The sequence below is a fragment of the Oribacterium sp. oral taxon 078 str. F0262 genome (assembly GCF_000160135.1).
Classification (GTDB): domain Bacteria; phylum Bacillota; class Clostridia; order Lachnospirales; family Lachnospiraceae; genus Oribacterium.
Genome location: NZ_GG729937.1, coordinates 147,460 through 166,078, shown reverse-complemented (window position 1 = coordinate 166,078; position 18,619 = coordinate 147,460). Strand labels below are relative to the sequence as shown.

The following is an 18,619-nucleotide window of genomic DNA, read 5'->3' as shown; positions in this document are numbered from 1 at the left end:
TGGAAGTTTGATTTGATAATAGCCTCGATATGTCGTATAATCGGGCTGTAAATGTAATGGGGTTTGCATACCATTATTTTACAATAAAGCCCGGACTTTTCGAAGTCCGGGTCTTTGTTTTTTATAAGAGAAATCCGGCTGAATGGCCGGATTTCATCCGATGAAAAAGACTGCCGCACTAATCACTTAGTGCGACAGCCCCTTTTTTGTCTGCGGATGCTTGTGTTCTTTCAATAGAAGCGTAGAGGAACTGTTTGAATTTGAAGAAGAGTCATGAACGGAACGATATATTCTCGTGAATCGATTGAAAGAGCAAAAGAGGTTGTAACTCCTTGTGTTCGGCGGGGGTGCAGCCTCTTTTGCTGTCCGGTGACCATATGGCAAAGCAATCCGGATCGGGCAGCGGCGTCACGAAAAAAGTTTGAGCACCGCATGCTGTCAAAATATTAGCAAGGTACTTGACAATATGGCGAGGATGGATTACTATATATTTTGCAAGGCACCTTGCAAATTTGCAGCGAACTTGTTGACACACGAATCATAGGGAGGTTGATAATAGAATGAGTACGAATACAGAAAAATTGAATTATACCGAGGAGACATGTGAAGGATGCGGTAAGCATTGCCTGCTGAGTGACCTTAGATGCAGTAAAGGGCGCAGACTGAATGGGCTTCCTGAGATCGAGGGTGAGGAACACGGACACCATGACAAGCATGGCGATTATGAACATGGAGGAGAGCATAGACACAAAGGAGAACGCGAAGCTCATGGTCATGGGGAACGATTCGCGCACGGAGATCATGGGGAATTCGGACATCACAACGAACACGGACATCGCGGATGTCACGGATGGCGGAAGCATAAGGGTGAGGAGCATCGTGGAGAGAGAGAAGGCGGACGGATCCCGTTTGACATAGATGCCGAGGGAACAAAGGGGCTTTATGCTCGCTTGCGAGAATGTGGACACTATCTGTATCATCGGCAAGGGGCATACGTCGGACAGGAACGTGTGTTAAAAGATCTTTCCGAGAACGGCGGAATGATGTCACAGAGAGAGCTGACGGAACGCCTGCATCTTCAGAGAGCATCTGTGAGTGAAATACTCGGTAAGCTGGAAATGCGCCAGCTGGTTGTGAGAGAACAGAGCCTGAGCGATCGCCGTTCCCAGGATATCCGTCTGACGGCGGAAGGAATAAGAGCGGCGGAAGAGATTGCAGGCAGACAGAAGACGGAATATGATGAGCTCTTTGAGGATATTGCGGAAGAAGAGCAGAAAACGCTCTATGAACTGCTCGGAAAACTCCTGGAGAAATGGAGAAGAAGATAGGCTTTATCCGCAGTCTGCGCGAAGAGTCCGAGTTTGCCGATGGGGACAATATAAAGAGGGGTGATGATAATGGCTACCACAAATATTAATGTTCGTGTTGATTCCGAACTGAAACAGAATGCAGAAAACTTGTTTAATGATCTTGGTCTAAATATGTCTGTAGCAATCACGATGTTTCTTAAGAGCGCCGTTTCCCATGATGGTATTCCCTTTGAGCTGAAGCGTCAGACTCCGAATGCGGATAATACCATAGCTGCATTGGCGGAGTATGAGGAAATGAAGAGGAATAAGGCTGCCTATAAGAGCTACAGTTCTTTTGACGACATGTTCGACGAGATAACTGCTGATGCTTGAGATCGTTCCGTCCAATCGATTTAAGAGGGATTTAAGACTCATAAAGAAGCGAGGTCTTAAGATCGATAATCTGCGTAATGTGATTTGCAGTTGACAAGCTTGATTGTGACGGCAAAGGCGCTGAGCCATGATTTTGGCAAGGGCCGGAAACAAATTTTATTTTCAATCTTCCTGATAGACGATCACGTATGCCTTGGGATTAGCGCTCTCCGGCAGCAGCGAGAGCGGAATCTCTGCAATGACCTTTCCGACATTGCCCTTATAGTATTCTTTTCTCTCCTCCGAGGAATAAAAATACATCGCGGCAGTATAGCTGTGGCCCGCCTCCAAAGAGAGCTCAAAACTCAGTTTTTCCGATTCCACATTCCGGGTCTTCATCCCCGCGAGCTCCGTTGACTGAAAGATGCCTTCCAAGGTATGCTTTCCCGAAGGCAGAGCTGCGATTTGCTGCAGGTTCTGCCCTGTGATATGCGGCAGGGAAGAGAGCTTCTGTCCGTCAATCTTTATTTTCCTGCAATATAAATGGAGAAGAGCTTTATCCTTGTTGGATTCTATAAAACTCCGCTCCGCATTCTTTCTCTTTCGGCCCAGGATCATAAAAATGACAAATAACACGGCCCAGAGCACTACGACTGCAGCTACGATCATTGGAGTTGAAATCATTCTTCTTCTTTTCCCTTTCTGGTTATGGCCTTCGTAAATTTATCTGAACTTATCATGGATAAAATTACGACGCAATCCGTTCTCTGCTTTATAAACCTGCCTTAAAGAATCTGCGGAAGGCAGAGACCTCTTCCGTGGACTGGGTCACTGCCACGGAATACTTTGCTTCACGCTTGATTCCGGGCTCATACGTTATTGGTTCAAATTGATAGGAGGCCTTGCCGTTTTCCGCGATACAATAGCCCGTCCAGCTTGCTTTTATGGAAGATCCGTTTTCCTTGTTAAAGAACTCCGCCTCTCCATGTTCCGTCAGGTCTGCATTGACGGAGACCACCGCGACTTCTCCCGTCTTATATCCCACGATATAATTACTGTGCACATTTACCTCCACAAGGACGGCATTGTGACTGACCTCCATGTGGCAGTAAATTAGCTTATAGTCATCTCCATCCGGAACAAGAGAGTTAAAGATCTCCCGCATACGCGCCTTGTTTTTCCGATTGTCCTCATCGGAAGCCCCCGTCGCCATTTTCTTGACGAAATCCAAAAGTCCCATGATTTTCCTTCCTGCTTGTTTTTATCTGTTCCATTCCGCAACTGTCTTTGAGAGGCAGATCCTTCGAAGCATAGACTCAATAACGAAGCTCAGTCCCGCCGCAGAAGCCTGTAGATATTGAATTTCCAGCGATGAAATATTCTGCTGTTGCCATAGTTTATAAATTCCGGCTTTCATTTCCGCATCATTATTTCTGCGCGGAAGATTCCGGGCCTTGTCGGGAGCAAAACGCAAGCTCACAGCACAGCCCGACCGAAGTCGTAAAAATAAACAGTATTTCAACTTTTGTATTATAAAATTCTTAATTATAAATGTCAATTATATTTGTATTTGGATTTTCTGATCCGTGTTAGCGGCTCTTATGCGGGCTCAGGGATGAGGCAGATTATACTTGACAATATGGGATAAAACCTATAATTTATTAAAAGGGGAAGAGGATGAGATTTGAGGCTGGCAAGTGCTTTTACAAAAGACGCCATAGAGTGAAATAGAGAAAGCGAGGAGGAATTATCGGGAAGACGGTTTGGACGGGATGGAAAGGGAGGTGCTTATGAGTGGAAAATTTGATGATTTTCTTCAGGGGCAGCTTCAGGATCCCGGGATTCGCAGAGAATACGAAGCTCTTCAAGCGGAGCACGCGGTGAATCAGGCCATGATTGATGCCAGGCAGAGATCCGGAATGACGCAGAAGGAGCTTGCGGAGCGCACAGGGATTGCTCAGGCGGATATCAGCAAATTGGAACACGGCAATGCCAACCCATCAATCCGAACGCTGCAGCGGCTGGCGAAAGGGATGGGGATGGTTCTTAAGATCGAATTTGCACCGGAGAAGGCGAAGGCATCAATAATGAAATAGGCGGCGTCATATCTGAGCTAATAACAATTGGATAGCAGCAATATTCGTATACCCTGCAGAAAGAGGATAGACGGAATCAATTTGAATCAAATCCTATCAAGAAACAAATTGATTTCGCTTATCCTCTTTTTCCAACAGTGGATTACTGCTTTAATGGCTTGGCGTCTGCCCGGAAAATCGGCTTCGGAGAAGGAGGAACGTCATGAAAATTACAGAGATACGGCTCGGGACCATATCGGTACCGCTGCGGCTCCCTTTTAAGACGGCGCTTCGCACGGTAAAGAGTGTGGAGGACATCATAGTCGAGATCCACACCGACACGGGAGCACTGGGCTACGGCGAGGCGCCGCCGACAGGCGCTGTGACCGGGCATACGACGGGGGCCATCATCGGGGCGCTGAAGGAGCACATTATCCCAAGTCTGCTGGGCAGAGACATCGATGCATTTGAGGATCTGATGCAGCTCGTCCAGACCTGTGTGGTCGGAAACAGCAGCGCAAAGGCCGCGGCAGATATGGCGCTCTGGGATCTGTACGCGCAGCTGTACAGACTTCCCGTCTATAAGTTGCTGGGCGGCGCGCGGAAGGAGATCGTGACGGATATCACGATCAGTGTGAATGAGCCGGAGGAGATGGCGAGGGATGCGGCGAATGCAGTCGAACGCGGCTATGACTGCCTGAAGGTCAAGGTCGGCGCGAACCCGGAGCTCGATGTGGAGCGTCTGCGGGCGGTTCGGCGGGCGGCAGGTGATGATATCTGTCTTCGGATTGATGCGAATCAGGCCTGGCAGCCGAGGCAGGCTGTGCGCATTCTGAATGAGATGCAGGAGCAGGGACTGAGGCTTGAGCTTGTAGAGCAGCCGGTCAAGGCATACGATCTGGAGGGATTAAAGTATGTGACGGATCACAGCTATGTGCCTGTACTTGCGGATGAGAGCGTTTTCTCTCCGCGGGACGCGATGAAGGTACTGGAGCTTCGGGCAGCGGATCTCATCAATATCAAGCTGATGAAGTGCGGCGGTATTTACAATGCGCTGAAGATTGCGTCGGCGGCAGAGATATACGGCGTGGAATGTATGATCGGCTGCATGCTGGAAGCGAAGATCTCCGTCAATGCGGCGGCAGAGCTCGCCTGCGCAAGGAAGATATTCACCCGCATCGATCTGGACGGCCCGGTGCTTTGCAGCGAGGATCCGATTCTCGGAGGAGCGTGCTTTGAGGAGAAGCGGATCAGCGTCTCTGATGAGGCCGGCATGGGTATCCGCGGTGTGGAGGGACTGCGTTACCTGGATTAAGTATCGGAAAAAGTGAATAGAAGCAGAGGGGGGACAACTATGATTACGAGTGGATTTGCCTACATTGCGTTTCTTGTTTTTCTGGCGGGAATGCTGCTCTTTTTGGAGAAGAAGACAAAGGCGAAGCTTTTCCAGTTCATACCGCCGCTGGTCTGGATTTATGTACTCAACATGATCTTCTGTACCCTGGGACTCTACCATTCTGAGGCCTGCTCGACAACATATTCCGCACTGAAAAACAACATCCTCTATGCCATGATTTTTGTCATGCTGCTTCGCTGCGATTTCAAGAAGCTTTCGAAGCTCGGCGGCCGTATGGCGGCGATCTTCCTCGGCTGCTCTTTGACGCTGGCGGTGGGTTTTCTGGTCGGATATCCGATTTTCAAGGGAATGCTGGGGAGCGATACCTGGGGGGCGGTCGCGGCACTCTATGCCTCCTGGGTCGGCGGGTCGGCGAATATGGCAGCTATGCAGGCGGCGCTTCCGGTTGACGCAGGCGCATACAGCTGCGCGCTGGCGCTGGATACCGTTTGCTACTCTGTCTGGATTGCCCTGCTTTTGCTCGCTGTGAGATATGCGGGCCGCTGGAACAGCGCCGTCAAGGCGGATACCTCCAAGCTCCAGGCCATTGCAGAAAATACAAATGCCGAGCTCACAAAGGAGAAGAAGAGTGCGGACAGCTCAGACTGGATTTTCCTGATCGGACTCTCTCTCATGGTCTCTGCTCTCTCCCAGATGGTGGGGCAAAGCTGCAGTGCGGGGCTCGCCGCGGTGGGGCTTGGCATGTTCGATAAGGGAACGCTCACGACGGTTTTCGTCAGTATCCTGGGATTGATCTGTGCGGGCACTTCGCTGGGCAGGCTTCCGGCGGTGGAGGAGCTCTCCAATGTGTATCTTTATACCGTTGTCTCACTGCTGGCCTCGACCGCTTCTGTGGTAGATCTTCTCTCGGCGCCGATGTGGGTGGTATATGGTATCCTGATTCTGCTCATTCATGTGCTGCTCATGTATCTTCTCTCAAAGCTGTTTCACTGGGATCTTTGCATGGTCTCTACGGCATCGCTCGCCAATATCGGAGGCTCCGCATCCGCGCCGATCGTGGCCTCTGCTTACGACCCCTCCTATGCCGGCATCGGCGTGCTCATGGGCGTGCTCGGCGCGGCGATCGGAAACTTTATGGGACTTGGCATGGGGGCATTGCTGCGCCTCTTCCTCTAGTCCCGGCCTTTAAAATGCGGGGAATCCTGACACAGGCTTAAATGGGGGAGAGCGGATGGCTGCGCCCCCGGAGGGAAGGATTGATTTTTGCCGCATGAAATGAAATGGCTGTGCGTTTTCCGGGATGTCTGCACTGCGGGCATCCCGGAGTGCTTTAAAAAAGAGAGGGAAGAGCGCCATGCGTAAAAATATATTTCAGTATATGGATATCCCGCTTCCGAGTCCGGCAGAGCGGATGAAGGAACACGGGAATCTCACAGAGGCGGCCGCTTATCTTCAGCGCCTCATAGAGTCGGAGGCGTGTCTTCCGGAGGAGAAGAAGCGCTTTTTCGCGGAGCAGGAGATACTGCGCCGCCTGCCGGGGGAATATCCCTATACGCGGGAGGAAGCGCTGGAATTGCTGCGGCGTTATATTCCGGATTTCTCGGAAGAGCGTTTTGACGCACTGCTTGCAGAGGGGAAAATCTTCTGGAGGTATCTGGATGGGATACCGCGTTATTTCGGGCGTTTTTTTGACTCCCTCTGCAAGACGGAGCCTTATTTTGCAAAAGAAGCGGCGAAGCGGGGCTATTCCGCAGTGGGAAGCGATGTGGAGCTTTTGCGGGAAAGTGCAGAGAAGATGCAGCGCGTCGGGAAGCTCAGCGTGCGCCTCTGCGTGCGGGCGGAGCTAAAGCTGGAGCAGCATTTGTACCGGGAAGGAGCTCTGCTTTGGGCATCACTCCCTTTTCCGCGGGATACGGAAGAGCAGAGCGATATCCGGCTTGAGGAGTTCTTCGCGGGCGGACAGATCGGCGCGGCGGATGCCGAGCAGCGCGTAGTCTTCTGGGAGGAAAGAATGCGGGAAAACCACGCCTTCAGCCTGCAGTACAGCCTTTTGCATACGGAAAGCTATCGGGATTTATATACGTCCGCAGAGGAGCTGGAGGCAGGAAAGGGGGCTGAAATGAAAAAGGCAGGTCTTTCCGGCTCGACGGGGACTTATATCCGCCTGCTGGCGGCGCGGCTCACAGAGGGCGTGAAGGAGCCGCTCTCAAAGGCGAAGCGTTTCTATGATTTTATTACAAAGAGGGTGCGCTACAGCTTTATGCCCTCCTACTTTTGTCTTGACAGAATGGCGGAGCGCTGTGCCTCGGATCGCATCGGGGACTGCGGCATCCAGGCGCTTCTCTTTCTGTCACTTTGCGAGGCGGCAGGCATTCCCGCGCACTGGGAGAGCGGCCTTAAGACGGAGCCGGGCTTCATCGGGGCGCACGACTGGGTGCGTTTCTACGCCGGAGAGTATGGCTGGCGCGCGGCGGATCTCTCCTATGGGGGTGCGGCCTGGCGGCGCGGAGATATGCGGATGCATCGCTTTTATTTCGGAAATGTGGATCCGTGGCGCGCGGCGGCAAATGCATGCTTTATGGGGGAGACCGGCTTTCCGGAGCCGGAATTTCGCGCTGATCCATACGACAATCAAGTGGGAGAGATGGCGCTCGACGGGCAGGGGCTTCGCTATGAGGATTTCACCCGAGGGAAGGAGATCATCGCGGCAGATGAGGAGAAAGAAGGATAGATGAGACAGGAAGGGGAAAGCGTTCTTTTGTATATCCATGGGAAAGGAGGAAGCGCGGAGGAGGCGGGACACTACAGAAAGCTCTTTTCATTCTGCGATATAGTCGGTCTTGATTATAAAAGTTTCACACCCTGGGGAGCGGGGAAGGAAATCAGAGAAAGGGTCCATTTATTAAAGGGAAAATGCAAAAATATATTCCTGATCGCAAACAGCATCGGCGCGTTCTATTCGATGAATGCGGGAATTGAGAGGGATATCATCCACGCATGGTTTATCTCTCCCATCGTCGATATGGAGAGGCTGATCGCAGATAGGATGAAGCAGGTAAATCTCAGCGAGTCGGAATTGAGAGAAAAAGGCGTCATTAAAACCGACCTCGGAGACGAGCTGTCATGGGAATATCTCTGTTATATTCGAGAGAATCCGATCGAATGGAAGGTCCCGACGGATATCCTGTATGGCAGTGAGGACGGTCTGACTCCTCTGGATGCGATAACGGCCTTTTCGAAAAATGATCGGAGAAGTCTTACTGTCATGAGAGGCGGCGGGCACTGGTTTCATAGCAAGGAGCAGATGCAGCTTCTGGACGAAGGGCTCCAAAGGACACCGAAAACACCGCGGATTTCCTTTTACTTAAGTTAAAGGCGCCCGGAAAGCAGGAACAGGAGAGGGAGATTCGATTGCGTTTCAAGTCAAGGAGCCATTGCTTGCTCCGGTGCTTTTGCAGATTATTTCGAATCCGTGTATAATAATGATTGCAGATCACAATATTATATTTTTGAAGGGGGAAGAGAAATGAAAGCGGTTTTTGAAGACGCGGGACTTGACTACGAGCTCCCGGGGAAATACCGGCTGCATGTTGACAGCGAGGGGATCAGATATGAGTCGGCCAATGGGAAGAAATCTCTCAATATAAGATTTGCGGAGCTTGCTTCCCTGTTTTTGCTCGGGTACTGCAACTCGAATCGGAATTATACGGTGACCTTTCGCAATGCGGAGGGAAAGGCGATCGGAGAAATCAACACAGATGTGCGTGATGTCGGCCATCAATATGATAATATCCGCGAGACGAAATCGATCCTGATCGCCTTCGCGGAGAGCAGGCTGGGGAAAGCCTTTCCCGATAATATCGAACAGCTGGATCTGGGCCTTGCCGTCAGCCTGAAGGAAAAGGAGATCAGGCTTAAGGAGGGAAGCCTCGTCGGGGCAAAGCATCAGGTGAAGCTTTCCGATATCCGAAGGGTCAAGTGTGTCGGAAACGGCGTCTTAAACAGTCTCCTCGTCTTCACAAAGGAAAAGGGAGGCTTCTTTGATCTGCCAGATATGAAGGTCCCGGTCAATGAGCTGAGCTTGCCGGTTCTGGAAGCGGTTATGGCAAGGAATACCGGAAGGGGGATTGATTTCAGCCAGGGGAATGGCTTTGATCAAAAGACCAGCGATTATATCCTCGAACGCTATATGAATTCTACCTTTTTCATGAACGAGGACGGAAGCGTGAGTGATGACTGGCATAGAATTGCCTATGAACATATCGCTGCACATCAGGAGGATATCATAATACTGGAGTAAGCGGCGGGGACAGTCATAGGGGCGGCAGTTGACAGCCGGGGCTTTATCGTGAGGAGAGGAGGCGTATGAAAGAGGCATATGAGACATCGATTGAAATGAATTATATGGAATACAAGAAGATGTGCCAGGTACTGAATGGCAGGAGAATCCTCATTCTCGCCATAATTATATCGGGATTCCTGCTGGCCTCAGGACTGTTTCTTCTGATCATGGGGAGCAGTGTTACGGGAAGATTTTTTCTGGTGCTTGCGGCGGGATACCCGCTCCTTTTATGGGGAGTATTTACTCGTTCTGCACGAAAGAGTTTTTCTTCACAAAAGCTGCTGGAGAATCAGCACATCCACTATGAGTTCCTTGAGGACCGCTTCATTGCCCGTTCGGATATCAGCAGAGCGGAGATCCGATATGATCTGCTCTATCGGATCGTAGAAACGAAAACAAACTTCTATCTTCTTTTAGGGCCGAATCAAAGCTTTTTGGTGAAGAAGGAGAACTGCTCCGGGGAACTGACGGCGTTTCTGGGAGAGCTTCGGAAACGTCACAAATGATATAGAGCATGGGCCTGCTGCTTTTGATCGGAAAGAGCGGCCTGCTATCATCCCTGATCCGGTGAAAGGCGGATCTGTCGGCATGTGATCCGCATACCCGCCGGAGCTTCAGGGAAAGAGGAAAGATCTGGCAGGGAACGCGGAAAATGCAGAGGACGCAAAAACGCGGGTCAGCGCTTTGTCGGCTTTGTCCATCGCGGAAGAATTTATTTTAGAGGAGGTTTTTATGAAGTATAAGAAATTTGGGGAACACTATGTCATCCGCTTCGACCGGGGGGAGGAGCTTGTCAAAGGTCTTCTGGACTTTTCGGAGAAGGAGGGAGTGAGGCTTGGCATCGTCAGCGGGATCGGAGCTGCCGACTTCATGGATGTCGGGCTGTACAGCGTGGAGGAGAAGGAATACCATTCTGTGGAGCTCAGGGGGGAGATGGAGATCACCGCGCTGAATGGAAATATCACGGAGATGGAGGGGAAGCCCTATCTGCATCTCCATATCAGCGCCGGGAATTCGAAGATGCAGGTGCAGGGCGGGCATCTCCGCGCGCTCAGAATCTCCGGCACCGGAGAGGTCTTCGTCACGGTGATTGAAGGCACGGTGGGACGGGAGAAGGATGAGAAGGGGACCGGACTGAATGTCTTTTCTCTTTGATGGAAATTGATGGAAATGGAAGAGGAGGCTTCCTATGGGGGATTACGGAAAATTTAAATGGGTATTCCGGCTTTTAAAGTCGAAAGAGGGAAGAAAGGTAGTGCTGATCCCGCTTATTATCATGATTGTATTTTCCGGATATGAAATTTATCAGATGGAGTTTAATTCTAAACCGGAAATAACAGAGATGCAGGATGGAAGCGGTGAGATAAAGCTCAGCAAGAGAAGTGAGCTGGCTGCCTTCAAACTGCCAAAAGAGGCCGGGGAGATCCGAGATATCCTTGGGGAGGATGCGAAGGTAAGATCGTATGATGTATTCTGTGATAAGGAGCATCATATAAAATCCGCGATGCTAAGCATGAAGGCCGATGAGACGAAGGCGCAGGAGATCATGGCTTTTTACAAAGGGAAATACAGCCTTGAGGAGGGAGGCACGGATCTTAGCGGCAGTGCAGAGGGATACGAGATGCGGATTCACTATGATGCAAATGACCAAAGGATAGATATTGATCTGAAAAAAGGCAGTGACTAAGCCGCCTTCCGGGCTTAGGATACAAGATCTCGGATAAGGCGGCTTTTCTTTTCTTCAATTCAATGGCGGAAAGGGCAGGAGAATCATGAGGGCGGCAGATTTTTGATCCGGAATCCTCAGATGATCTGGCGGCAGCTGTCCGCGGAAAAGACCAGTACGCGGCTTATCCACTCACACTGCTTCTTCATCCGCTCATAAAGCTCTCCATCCTTTAGGAAGCGACCAGTGCCGGTCAGAAGAAAACCGGTTCCCATCCCCATTTTCCCCTGAACCTGATCGCTTCCCAGAGTGAGCTCCATGCAGGGATGATCCGCTGCATTTTTTTCTGTCTTATGGAAGCCATAGCATGGGATCAGGATTTTTTCATCCTCTGTGATAATCAGATATTTGTTCCAGGTATTTGCGATATGCGGCTTTCCCTCCGCCGAGACCGTCGCAAGAGCTGCGATTCCCGGATGAGAGAGGCAGTCACGGAAAGTTTCGTTGAAGAGCATGATTTTCTCCTTTCTGATAATAAGCGATAATTTCTATCGGCGATTGTTTTTGTCGGGAATCACTGTATACTACTTCTGGTGGATCTTCAATCGCAAAATTTTATCCGCATTATGTATGATCCGTGCGATCAGGGAGGATCGGCTATGAAATTTTCCGTCGCGGTCGAATATGCTCTTCACGGTCTGATCTATATGGCCGGACTCGAGGAGAATAAAAGCATTCGCATTCAGGACATGTCCCGCTTCCAGGGAATCTCGGAGAGCTATCTTTCTAAAACCTACGCAAAGCTCGCGAAGGCGGGCATTATTTCTTCTGCTGCAGGGGCCAAGGGCGGATACCGCCTGTCCAAGCCGGCGGAGCAGATCAGCTTCTGGGATGTGATCGAGGCGATTGAAGGGAAAGAGCCGCTTTTTCGCTGTGAAGAGCTGCGCTGTAAGTCCATCAGTGTTAATATAGATGCTCTCCCCGAGGAATATACCAATACCCCCTGCCTCATCAGCAGGGTGATGCATGATGCCGAGAATGAAATGAAACGATACCTTTCCGGGAAAAATATCGGCTGGCTCTACGATCAGGTTTTTAACCGAAAATTCTCTCCGGAGGAGAAGGAGAGGGCGCTGCGCTGGTTCCGGGAGCACAGCAATTAGGGAAGAGCTGATCCGCGCCCGTCCCGGGAGCTTCAGCTTATACAGCTTCCGTATGCCGGAAGAAGCAGCAGACTCCGATGCTTTCCGGCGTCGGCCGCTTCCTTGACAAGCCTCGGATGAGTTTGTATAACAGGCTTTGAGGATAGAGGATGCAGCATATTTGAAATGGAGATCCCAGGCTTTGGGCATCCCGCCGGGAATAGGGTGATGGATCCATATCCGCTTTGCGGCTTCCGGCCTTTTGATCTTTGCAGACCGGGCCCGGCAGAAGGCGGACTCTGAGGAATCCTCCGGGAAAGAAGCGGCGTCTTCCCGATGCCAATGCGGGAGGCGCGGGAGAAGGCGGGTCATGAGAGAGCGGAGTTCTGTGTCTGTCTGTGATTGTCTGTGATTGCGATAGCTTTCCGGGGAATCGCGGGAAGCGGGATCTTGCAGAGGCTCTTTGAGAGAAAGGAGATTATATGGCGACAGCGATCTGTTTCTATTCGAAGCATCATGGCAATACCAAAAAGCTTCTGGATGCGATCCGGGAAGCGGAGGGGTCGGTTGAGCTCATCGATATCACGGAGCAGAAGAAGGCGGATCTGTCCGGCTACGACAGGATCGGCTTCGCGTCGGGAATATACTATGGCGGCTTTGCAAAGCAGCTCATCAGCTTTCTCAGGGAGAATCTGCCGGAGAATAAGCCGGTCTTTTTCCTGTATTCCGCGGGCCGGGGCGTAAGCGACGGCTTTTGCCGGGGGATCGGCGCGGCCGCAAAGGAGAGAAATGCGAAGCTTCTCGGAAGCTACGGCTGCATGGGCTTTGATACTTTCGGACCGCTCAAGCTGATCGGAGGGGTGAGGAAGGGACATCCGGATGCAAAAGAGATCCGGGGCGCTGTGGAGTTTTATAAGAATCTGGGATAAGGGCTGAGCGCTGGGGCAAAGCGGCGCGAAGGACCTATACTTGCGATGCCTCTGTGGGCGCGGATCGGGGACATAAATGCCGGGGGGAGGAACGGATCAGACCCTAAAAAACAGCAAAGCGCAGCGGGAAAAGAGCTCCATGAGGCCGCAGAGGAGCATGACAAGGATAGGGTCCTTTTTAAATTTTCGCAGGAGGACGAGGGCCGCGAGAAAGAGAAAAAGGGCGCGTATATCGAGCCCGGTGGCGGTGCTGAGAGAGGGGAAGAGAGTCGGCAGGAGGATGAAGAGCCCGGCGGAGAAAATCATTGCGACTACGGCAGGGCGAAGCGCCTGCAGAATCCCCTGGAGTAGAGAGAGGGAGCGGAAGCGCAGGTAGAGGAAGGCGAGCAGAGTGACGAAGAGGCAGGACGGGAGTACGACGCCGATCGTTGCGATCAGCGCTCCCGGTATACCGGCCACCTGGTTTCCGATAAAGGTGGCCGCGTTCACCGCGATGGGGCCGGGGGTCATCTGGGAGATGGTGACAAGGTCTGTGAAATCATTCGCACTGAGCCAGCCGTATTTCGTGATGACCTGCTGTTGGATGAGAGGCATCGCGGCATAGCCTCCGCCAAAGCTGAAGGCGCCGATCTGTAAAAAAGCCAGGAAAAGCTGCCAGTAGATCATCTTTCCTCCTTCTTCCTTTTTTCCCCCTCTGTTTCCTGTTTTTCGCTGTGGCAAGAAGCCGCGCCGCATCCTTCCGGATCGGAGGGGGGCGGCGTTTTCGCCGTTTTTTTGAGTATTTTCTCTTGAAGCAGGGTCCGGATGAGGCCGCATAGTGCCGCGATCAGGATGATGCAGCTCACATTGACCCGGAAAAAGTAATTGGCAATGAAGCTCCCGACGAGGAGCAGGAGCTTTACCGGGTCCCGTTCCTTCACAAGCTCGGAGCCCATGTCATAGACTACGGACAGGATCACGGCGCTGACACCGGACTTCATGCCGCTTAAGAGGGACTGCGCGACGAAGTTCTCCCGAAAGAAGTCGTAGAAGAAGGAGATCAGCGTCAGGATGCAAAAGGGAGGGAGCACGGCTCCGAGGACGGCAAAGAGGATGCCGGGGATGCCGCAGAGCTTATAGCCGACGACGATCGCACCGTTTACGGCGATCGCGCCCGGGGAAGACTGCGCGATCGCGACGAGATCCAGCATCTCCTCCTCGTCGATCCAGTGGAGCTGATCCACGAATTTATTCTTGAGGAGCGTGACGATCACATAGCCTCCGCCGAAGGTAAAGGCGCTCAGGTAGAGGGTAGAGAGGAAGATACGGGACAGCCGGTAGGGGAGAGAGCGCCTTTCGGGGACAGTTTTCGAAGCGTTCTCTTCTTTTTTTTCTGGGATTTTTTCCACTTTTTTCCTCTCTTATTTCTTTCCTTTTTCAGAGCTTTCCCGCGAGCCGCTCTTTTTTCGAAGCTCATTTTATCAATAAATTTCGGGGGGATCAATAGCGCTTGTATTTACAGCGCTTTTTGATAAAATACAATCAACGCCGCGGGAGCGGTAAAGGGAAGAAGGAGGTTTTTATGAGTTGGAAAGAGCGCTGATTGATTTAAAGGGAATCACCAAATTATTTGACGGGGAGATCATCCTGGATGAACTGAATCTTTCGATCCGGGAGAACAGCTTCGTCACACTGCTGGGACCTTCCGGCTGCGGCAAGACTACGACGCTTCGGATCATCGGGGGCTTCGAGAGGCCGGACAGAGGACAGGTTTTTTTTGAGGGGCGGGATATCACGGACCTTCCGGCGAACAAGAGACAGCTGAATACGGTTTTTCAAAAGTATGCGCTGTTTCCGCACATGAATATCTTTGAAAATATTGCCTTCGGACTCCGCATACGGAAGAAGTCGGAGAGCTATATCCGGGACAAGGTCCGCTATGCTCTGAAGCTTGTGAATCTGGTGGGCTATGAGAAGCGGAGCATTGATTCTCTCTCCGGAGGGCAGCAGCAGAGGATCGCGATCGCGCGGGCGATCGTGAATGAGCCGAGGCTTCTCCTTTTGGATGAGCCGCTCGGGGCACTGGACCTGAAGCTTCGCCAGGAGATGCAGTATGAGCTGATCCGCCTCAAAAACGAATTGGGGATTACCTTTATCTATGTCACCCACGATCAGGAGGAGGCACTTACGATGTCCGACTATGTCGTGGTGATGAATCAGGGCTATATCCAGCAGGCCGGCACCCCGGAGCAGATCTATAATGAACCGGAAAACGCCTTTGTCGCGGATTTCATCGGAGATTCCAACATCGTCCCGGGACTCATGCTGGAGGACCGGCTGGTCCGGATCTTCGGCGCGGTCTTTCCCTGTGTGGACAGCGGCTTCGGGCGGAACCGTCCGGTGGATGTCGTCATCCGCCCGGAGGATGTGGAAATCCTGGAGAAGGAGGATCCGAGGGCGATTCTGCATGGCGTCATGAGCCACAGCATCTTCAAGGGGGAGATGTATGAGATGGAGTGTACTACGGAGAACGGCTATGAATGGCTGATTCACTCTACGGAGCTCCATGAGGTGGGAACTGAGGTTGGTCTCTATGTGAAGCCCTCCAACATTCAGATCATGAATAAGCCGGCTTCGGAGGATGAGGAGGCCATCGGCGTTGAAGAGTAAGAGGATGAAACTGCTGGCGCTGCCCTATCTCGTCTGGATGGTCGGCTTTATCGTAATCCCGCTGCTTCTCGTGTGCTTCTATGGCTTCACCGATCAAAGCGGCAGCTTTACGCTTGAAAATATCGCGGAGATTCTGGTCCGGGAGAATTACCGGCCGCTCTGCCTCGCACTGCTTCTCTCCGCTGTGAGCACGGCGATTTGCTTCCTCGCGGCCTTTCCGCTCGCTCTGATTCTGAGAAGCAGGAAGATCGGAAGGGGCTCCTTTGCCGCCTTCCTCTTCATCCTGCCGATGTGGATGAATTCCCTGCTCCGGATCCTGGCCTGGCAGACCCTCCTTGAGAGAAAGGGGGTCCTGAACGGGATCCTCACGGCCCTGCATCTCCCGGGGCAGAGACTGATCAATACGCCCTATGCGATCATACTGGGTATGGTCTACGACTTCCTGCCCTTTATGATCCTTCCGATCTACAATACGCTGAGTAAGATCGATGACAATACGATCAATGCGGCCTATGATCTCGGAGCGAGCATTCCGACGACGATTTTTCGGGTGATTCTGCCTCTTTCCGTCCCGGGCATTGTATCCGGCGTGACGATGGTCTTTGTGCCGGCCCTGACTACCTTTGCAATTTCAGATATCCTGGGGGGCGGGAAGATATTCCTGATCGGAAATGTGATCGAGCAGGAGTTCGTGCTGAACTCGAACTGGAATCTGGGCTCGGCGCTCTCCATGGTCCTGATGCTCTTTATCATCCTGTCGATGGCGCTTTTGTCCCGCTACGACAGCGGAGAGGGGGCGATGTTCTGATGAAGAAAGGGAAAAAGCTTCTCGAGAACAGCTATCTGATTCTGGTGCTGCTCTTTCTCTACGCGCCGATCCTCATGCTGACGGCGCTCTCCTTCAATGCCTCCCGTTCGAGAGTGCGCTTTACGGGGTTTAGTCTTCGCTGGTACCGGGAGATGCTCTCCGATCCCGCAGTCCTCCTCGCCCTTCGGAATACGCTGCTCATCGCCCTTGGCTCCGCCCTTTTTGCGACGCTTCTTGGGACGATGGCGGCGATTGCCCTCCGGAGCATGAGGAAGCTGAGCAGAAATCTCGTGCTCGGGATCACCAATGTCCCGATGCTGAACGCGGATATTGTGACCGGAATCTCCTTGATGCTTTGCTTTATCGCGTTTCGGATCAGCCTGGGCTTTCAGACGATTCTGATCTCGCACATTACATTGAATCTTCCCTATGTGATCCTCTCGGTGCTCCCAAAGCTCAAGAAATCATCCAATGTGAGCTTTGAGGCGGCGCTGGATCTCGGCGCGGGTCCGGTCTACGCCTTCTTTCGCGTGGTGCTCCCGGATATCATGCCCGGTGTGCTCTCCGGCTTCCTTCTCGCCTTTACGATGAGCCTCGATGACTTCATTATCACGCATTTTACGAGAGGGGCCGGCATCAACACGATTTCCACCCTCGTCTACTCGGAGCTTCGCCGCGGCATAAAGCCGAGCATGTACGCGCTCTCTACCATGATCTTCGCCGTCGTTTTCCTTGTGCTCCTTTTTGTCAACTTTGCGCCGGCCTGGTTCTCCGGGAAGGAGGAGAAAAAGTGAGAAAAGCTTCCGCTTTGTATCTTTTTTCGCTCTGTCTTCTTTCGGTTTTCCTCGGGCTTTTTCTCTCCTCCTGCGGAAAAAGCGCGGAAAAAGAGGAGAAGGAGCAGGGCGGGGAAAATGTCGTGAATGTCTACAACTGGGGGGAGTATATCGATCCGGAGGTCATCTCCCTCTTTGAGAAGGAGAGCGGGATCCATGTGGTCTATGATCTCTTTCAGACAAATGAGGAGATGTATCCCGTCATCGAGGCAGGGGCTGTGCGCTATGACGCGGTCTGCCCCTCCGACTATATCATTCAGAAGATGATGAAGAACGGTCTTCTCCGGGAGCTGGACTACGACAGGATCCCGAATATCCGGGAAATCGGAGAGGAATACGAGAGGATGTGCGCGGAATTCGACCCGGGAAACCGCTATGCGGTCCCCTATACCTGCGGTACGGTCGGCATCATCTATAACAAGGGGATGCTGGATGCCCTGGGCGTCCCGTATCCGACGAAATGGGCGGATCTCTGGGATCCCCGCTTAAAGGGGGAGATCCTGATGCAGGATTCCGTCCGGGACGCCTTCATGGTGGCGCTGAAGAAGGATGGCTCTTCCATGAATACCGTGGAGGATCAGGAGCTCGACCGGGCGAGGGATGAGCTGATCCGGCAAAAGCCGCTGGTGCAGGCCTATGTGGTCGATCAGGTCCGGGACAAGATGATCGGAGGAGAGGCAGCGGTCGGCGTGATCTATTCCGGGGAGATGCTCTATATCCAGGGAGAGGTCGAGGGCAGCGGCATGGACTTGGAGTATGTGATCCCGGAGGAGGGGACGAATCTCTGGATGGACGGCTGGGTTATTCCGAAGAACGCGCCCCACTGGGAGAATGCGGAGAAGTGGATCAACTTCCTCTGCCGGCCGGATATCGCAAAGAAAAACTTCGAGTATATCACTTATACGACGCCGAATGAGGGCGCATATCGGCTCCTCGACAAAAGCTATACGGAGAATAAGGCGCTCTTTCCGGATATGGGAGAGCTTCTGAAAAAGGGAGAGGTATACCGCTATCTGGGGGAGGCGGAGGAGGCGAAGTACAATAAGCGCTGGAAGACTGTCAAGGTGAGCTGAGAGCGCGGTATTCTCGGATCTTGGTGAAGGCGGAGACAGAGAGAAGGCAGGGCCGGATATCGGCCAGGCCGGCATTTTCGGATT

Annotated in this window: 23 protein-coding genes; 18 read left to right on the top strand and 5 right to left on the bottom strand. The window is 52.3% G+C overall.

The features are described from left to right. Positions 1-666: 666 nt before the first annotated feature. From GCWU000341_RS14145 to GCWU000341_RS11655, 3 genes are all read left to right on the top strand, one after another. Positions 667-918, top strand: a complete 252-nt coding sequence (locus tag GCWU000341_RS14145) for a hypothetical protein (RefSeq protein ID WP_009216259.1) — start codon at positions 667-669, stop codon at positions 916-918. A gap of 92 nt (positions 919-1,010) precedes the next feature. Beyond that, positions 1,011-1,328, top strand: coding sequence for a MarR family winged helix-turn-helix transcriptional regulator (locus tag GCWU000341_RS13665; protein WP_050762009.1), 318 nt, complete (start codon positions 1,011-1,013; stop codon positions 1,326-1,328). Positions 1,329-1,397: 69 nt separating this feature from the next. Continuing rightward, positions 1,398-1,682 carry a type II toxin-antitoxin system RelB/DinJ family antitoxin gene (locus GCWU000341_RS11655; RefSeq protein ID WP_040654379.1) on the top strand — a complete coding sequence of 95 codons (285 nt, stop codon included), beginning with the start codon at positions 1,398-1,400 and terminating at the stop codon, positions 1,680-1,682. A gap of 162 nt (positions 1,683-1,844) precedes the next feature. Here GCWU000341_RS11655 and GCWU000341_RS11650 read toward each other — a convergent pair whose 3' ends face one another. Continuing rightward, entirely contained in the window at positions 1,845-2,330 is a 486-nt protein-coding gene (locus tag GCWU000341_RS11650; RefSeq protein ID WP_009216256.1) for a hypothetical protein, read from the bottom strand. Positions 2,331-2,433: 103 nt separating this feature from the next. Next, complete coding sequence (locus GCWU000341_RS11645) at positions 2,434-2,901, bottom strand: hypothetical protein (protein ID WP_009216255.1); 468 nt, start codon at positions 2,899-2,901, stop codon at positions 2,434-2,436. A gap of 550 nt (positions 2,902-3,451) precedes the next feature. Here GCWU000341_RS11645 and GCWU000341_RS11640 point away from each other — a divergent pair. The 9 genes from GCWU000341_RS11640 to GCWU000341_RS11600 all read left to right on the top strand — a co-directional run bounded on the left by GCWU000341_RS11640 (position 3,452) and on the right by GCWU000341_RS11600 (position 11,122). Next, the gene (locus tag GCWU000341_RS11640; RefSeq protein ID WP_040654378.1) at positions 3,452-3,757 is read left to right on the top strand and encodes a helix-turn-helix domain-containing protein; all 306 of its coding nucleotides are present in this window, start codon (positions 3,452-3,454) and stop codon (positions 3,755-3,757) included. Between the two features lie 202 nt (positions 3,758-3,959). Beyond that, positions 3,960-5,051: a dipeptide epimerase gene (locus GCWU000341_RS11635; protein ID WP_009216250.1), complete on the top strand. Its 1,092-nt coding sequence runs from the start codon at positions 3,960-3,962 to the stop codon at positions 5,049-5,051. A gap of 39 nt (positions 5,052-5,090) precedes the next feature. Next, positions 5,091-6,269 (top strand): DUF819 family protein, encoded by a 1,179-nt coding sequence (locus GCWU000341_RS11630; RefSeq protein ID WP_009216249.1) that lies wholly within the window; start codon positions 5,091-5,093, stop codon positions 6,267-6,269. A 178-nt stretch (positions 6,270-6,447) separates the two neighbouring features. Further along, entirely contained in the window at positions 6,448-7,824 is a 1,377-nt protein-coding gene (locus GCWU000341_RS11625; RefSeq protein ID WP_040654329.1) for a transglutaminase-like domain-containing protein, read from the top strand. Then, positions 7,825-8,466 (top strand): alpha/beta hydrolase, encoded by a 642-nt coding sequence (locus tag GCWU000341_RS11620; protein ID WP_009216247.1) that lies wholly within the window; start codon positions 7,825-7,827, stop codon positions 8,464-8,466. Between the two features lie 153 nt (positions 8,467-8,619). Continuing rightward, positions 8,620-9,393 (top strand): hypothetical protein, encoded by a 774-nt coding sequence (locus GCWU000341_RS11615; RefSeq protein ID WP_009216246.1) that lies wholly within the window; start codon positions 8,620-8,622, stop codon positions 9,391-9,393. Between the two features lie 65 nt (positions 9,394-9,458). Beyond that, positions 9,459-9,941 (top strand): YcxB family protein, encoded by a 483-nt coding sequence (locus GCWU000341_RS11610; protein ID WP_009216245.1) that lies wholly within the window; start codon positions 9,459-9,461, stop codon positions 9,939-9,941. 226 nt (positions 9,942-10,167) lie between these two features. Continuing rightward, positions 10,168-10,590 (top strand): PPC domain-containing DNA-binding protein, encoded by a 423-nt coding sequence (locus GCWU000341_RS11605; RefSeq protein WP_040654327.1) that lies wholly within the window; start codon positions 10,168-10,170, stop codon positions 10,588-10,590. A 34-nt stretch (positions 10,591-10,624) separates the two neighbouring features. Beyond that, the gene (locus GCWU000341_RS11600; RefSeq protein ID WP_009216243.1) at positions 10,625-11,122 is read left to right on the top strand and encodes a hypothetical protein; all 498 of its coding nucleotides are present in this window, start codon (positions 10,625-10,627) and stop codon (positions 11,120-11,122) included. A gap of 116 nt (positions 11,123-11,238) precedes the next feature. Here the strand turns inward: GCWU000341_RS11600 and GCWU000341_RS11595 are convergent, their stop codons facing one another. After that, complete coding sequence (locus tag GCWU000341_RS11595) at positions 11,239-11,616, bottom strand: pyridoxamine 5'-phosphate oxidase family protein (protein WP_009216242.1); 378 nt, start codon at positions 11,614-11,616, stop codon at positions 11,239-11,241. Positions 11,617-11,760: 144 nt separating this feature from the next. On the opposite strand from GCWU000341_RS11595, the gene GCWU000341_RS11590 reads away from it, so the two are divergent. Both GCWU000341_RS11590 and GCWU000341_RS11585 read left to right on the top strand, forming a co-directional pair. Then, the gene (locus GCWU000341_RS11590; RefSeq protein WP_009216240.1) at positions 11,761-12,264 is read left to right on the top strand and encodes an RrF2 family transcriptional regulator; all 504 of its coding nucleotides are present in this window, start codon (positions 11,761-11,763) and stop codon (positions 12,262-12,264) included. A gap of 461 nt (positions 12,265-12,725) precedes the next feature. Next, entirely contained in the window at positions 12,726-13,172 is a 447-nt protein-coding gene (locus GCWU000341_RS11585; RefSeq protein WP_009216237.1) for a flavodoxin domain-containing protein, read from the top strand. A gap of 96 nt (positions 13,173-13,268) precedes the next feature. Here the strand turns inward: GCWU000341_RS11585 and GCWU000341_RS11580 are convergent, their stop codons facing one another. Beyond that, entirely contained in the window at positions 13,269-13,838 is a 570-nt protein-coding gene (locus tag GCWU000341_RS11580; RefSeq protein WP_009216236.1) for a chromate transporter, read from the bottom strand. Next, positions 13,835-14,560 (bottom strand): chromate transporter, encoded by a 726-nt coding sequence (locus tag GCWU000341_RS11575; RefSeq protein WP_009216235.1) that lies wholly within the window; start codon positions 14,558-14,560, stop codon positions 13,835-13,837. The genes GCWU000341_RS11580 and GCWU000341_RS11575 overlap by 4 nt, the downstream gene beginning before the upstream one ends. Positions 14,561-14,738: 178 nt before the next feature. On the opposite strand from GCWU000341_RS11575, the gene GCWU000341_RS11570 reads away from it, so the two are divergent. From GCWU000341_RS11570 to GCWU000341_RS11555, 4 genes are read left to right on the top strand one after another with little or no spacing between them, the layout of a single operon-like run. After that, positions 14,739-15,821, top strand: a complete 1,083-nt coding sequence (locus GCWU000341_RS11570) for an ABC transporter ATP-binding protein (RefSeq protein WP_009216234.1) — start codon at positions 14,739-14,741, stop codon at positions 15,819-15,821. After that, positions 15,793-16,629, top strand: a complete 837-nt coding sequence (locus tag GCWU000341_RS11565) for an ABC transporter permease (RefSeq protein ID WP_050762008.1) — start codon at positions 15,793-15,795, stop codon at positions 16,627-16,629. The genes GCWU000341_RS11570 and GCWU000341_RS11565 overlap by 29 nt, the downstream gene beginning before the upstream one ends. After that, positions 16,629-17,423 carry an ABC transporter permease gene (locus GCWU000341_RS11560; RefSeq protein WP_009216232.1) on the top strand — a complete coding sequence of 265 codons (795 nt, stop codon included), beginning with the start codon at positions 16,629-16,631 and terminating at the stop codon, positions 17,421-17,423. Before GCWU000341_RS11565 ends, GCWU000341_RS11560 begins: the two co-directional genes overlap by 1 nt. Beyond that, on the top strand, positions 17,420-18,535 hold the full coding sequence (locus GCWU000341_RS11555; protein WP_009216231.1) for an ABC transporter substrate-binding protein: 1,116 nt from the start codon (positions 17,420-17,422) through the stop codon (positions 18,533-18,535). Before GCWU000341_RS11560 ends, GCWU000341_RS11555 begins: the two co-directional genes overlap by 4 nt. Positions 18,536-18,619 lie beyond the last annotated feature (84 nt).

Bases quoted from the DNA above. Each gene is read 5' to 3' on its own strand.
- GCWU000341_RS14145 (WP_009216259.1), top strand. From the start codon at position 667: ATGGGCTTCCTGAGATCGAGGGTGAGGAACACGGACACCATGACAAGC.
- GCWU000341_RS11655 (WP_040654379.1), top strand. From the start codon at position 1,398: ATGGCTACCACAAATATTAATGTTCGTGTTGATTCCGAACTGAAACAG.
- GCWU000341_RS11650 (WP_009216256.1), bottom strand. From the start codon at position 2,330: ATGATCGTAGCTGCAGTCGTAGTGCTCTGGGCCGTGTTATTTGTCATT.
- GCWU000341_RS11645 (WP_009216255.1), bottom strand. From the start codon at position 2,901: ATGGGACTTTTGGATTTCGTCAAGAAAATGGCGACGGGGGCTTCCGAT.
- GCWU000341_RS11640 (WP_040654378.1), top strand. From the start codon at position 3,452: ATGAGTGGAAAATTTGATGATTTTCTTCAGGGGCAGCTTCAGGATCCC.
- GCWU000341_RS11635 (WP_009216250.1), top strand. From the start codon at position 3,960: ATGAAAATTACAGAGATACGGCTCGGGACCATATCGGTACCGCTGCGG.
- GCWU000341_RS11630 (WP_009216249.1), top strand. From the start codon at position 5,091: ATGATTACGAGTGGATTTGCCTACATTGCGTTTCTTGTTTTTCTGGCG.
- GCWU000341_RS11625 (WP_040654329.1), top strand. From the start codon at position 6,448: ATGCGTAAAAATATATTTCAGTATATGGATATCCCGCTTCCGAGTCCG.
- GCWU000341_RS11620 (WP_009216247.1), top strand. From the start codon at position 7,825: ATGAGACAGGAAGGGGAAAGCGTTCTTTTGTATATCCATGGGAAAGGA.
- GCWU000341_RS11615 (WP_009216246.1), top strand. From the start codon at position 8,620: ATGAAAGCGGTTTTTGAAGACGCGGGACTTGACTACGAGCTCCCGGGG.
- GCWU000341_RS11610 (WP_009216245.1), top strand. From the start codon at position 9,459: ATGAAAGAGGCATATGAGACATCGATTGAAATGAATTATATGGAATAC.
- GCWU000341_RS11605 (WP_040654327.1), top strand. From the start codon at position 10,168: ATGAAGTATAAGAAATTTGGGGAACACTATGTCATCCGCTTCGACCGG.
- GCWU000341_RS11600 (WP_009216243.1), top strand. From the start codon at position 10,625: ATGGGGGATTACGGAAAATTTAAATGGGTATTCCGGCTTTTAAAGTCG.
- GCWU000341_RS11595 (WP_009216242.1), bottom strand. From the start codon at position 11,616: ATGCTCTTCAACGAAACTTTCCGTGACTGCCTCTCTCATCCGGGAATC.
- GCWU000341_RS11590 (WP_009216240.1), top strand. From the start codon at position 11,761: ATGAAATTTTCCGTCGCGGTCGAATATGCTCTTCACGGTCTGATCTAT.
- GCWU000341_RS11585 (WP_009216237.1), top strand. From the start codon at position 12,726: ATGGCGACAGCGATCTGTTTCTATTCGAAGCATCATGGCAATACCAAA.
- GCWU000341_RS11580 (WP_009216236.1), bottom strand. From the start codon at position 13,838: ATGATCTACTGGCAGCTTTTCCTGGCTTTTTTACAGATCGGCGCCTTC.
- GCWU000341_RS11565 (WP_050762008.1), top strand. From the start codon at position 15,793: ATGAGGAGGCCATCGGCGTTGAAGAGTAAGAGGATGAAACTGCTGGCG.
- GCWU000341_RS11560 (WP_009216232.1), top strand. From the start codon at position 16,629: ATGAAGAAAGGGAAAAAGCTTCTCGAGAACAGCTATCTGATTCTGGTG.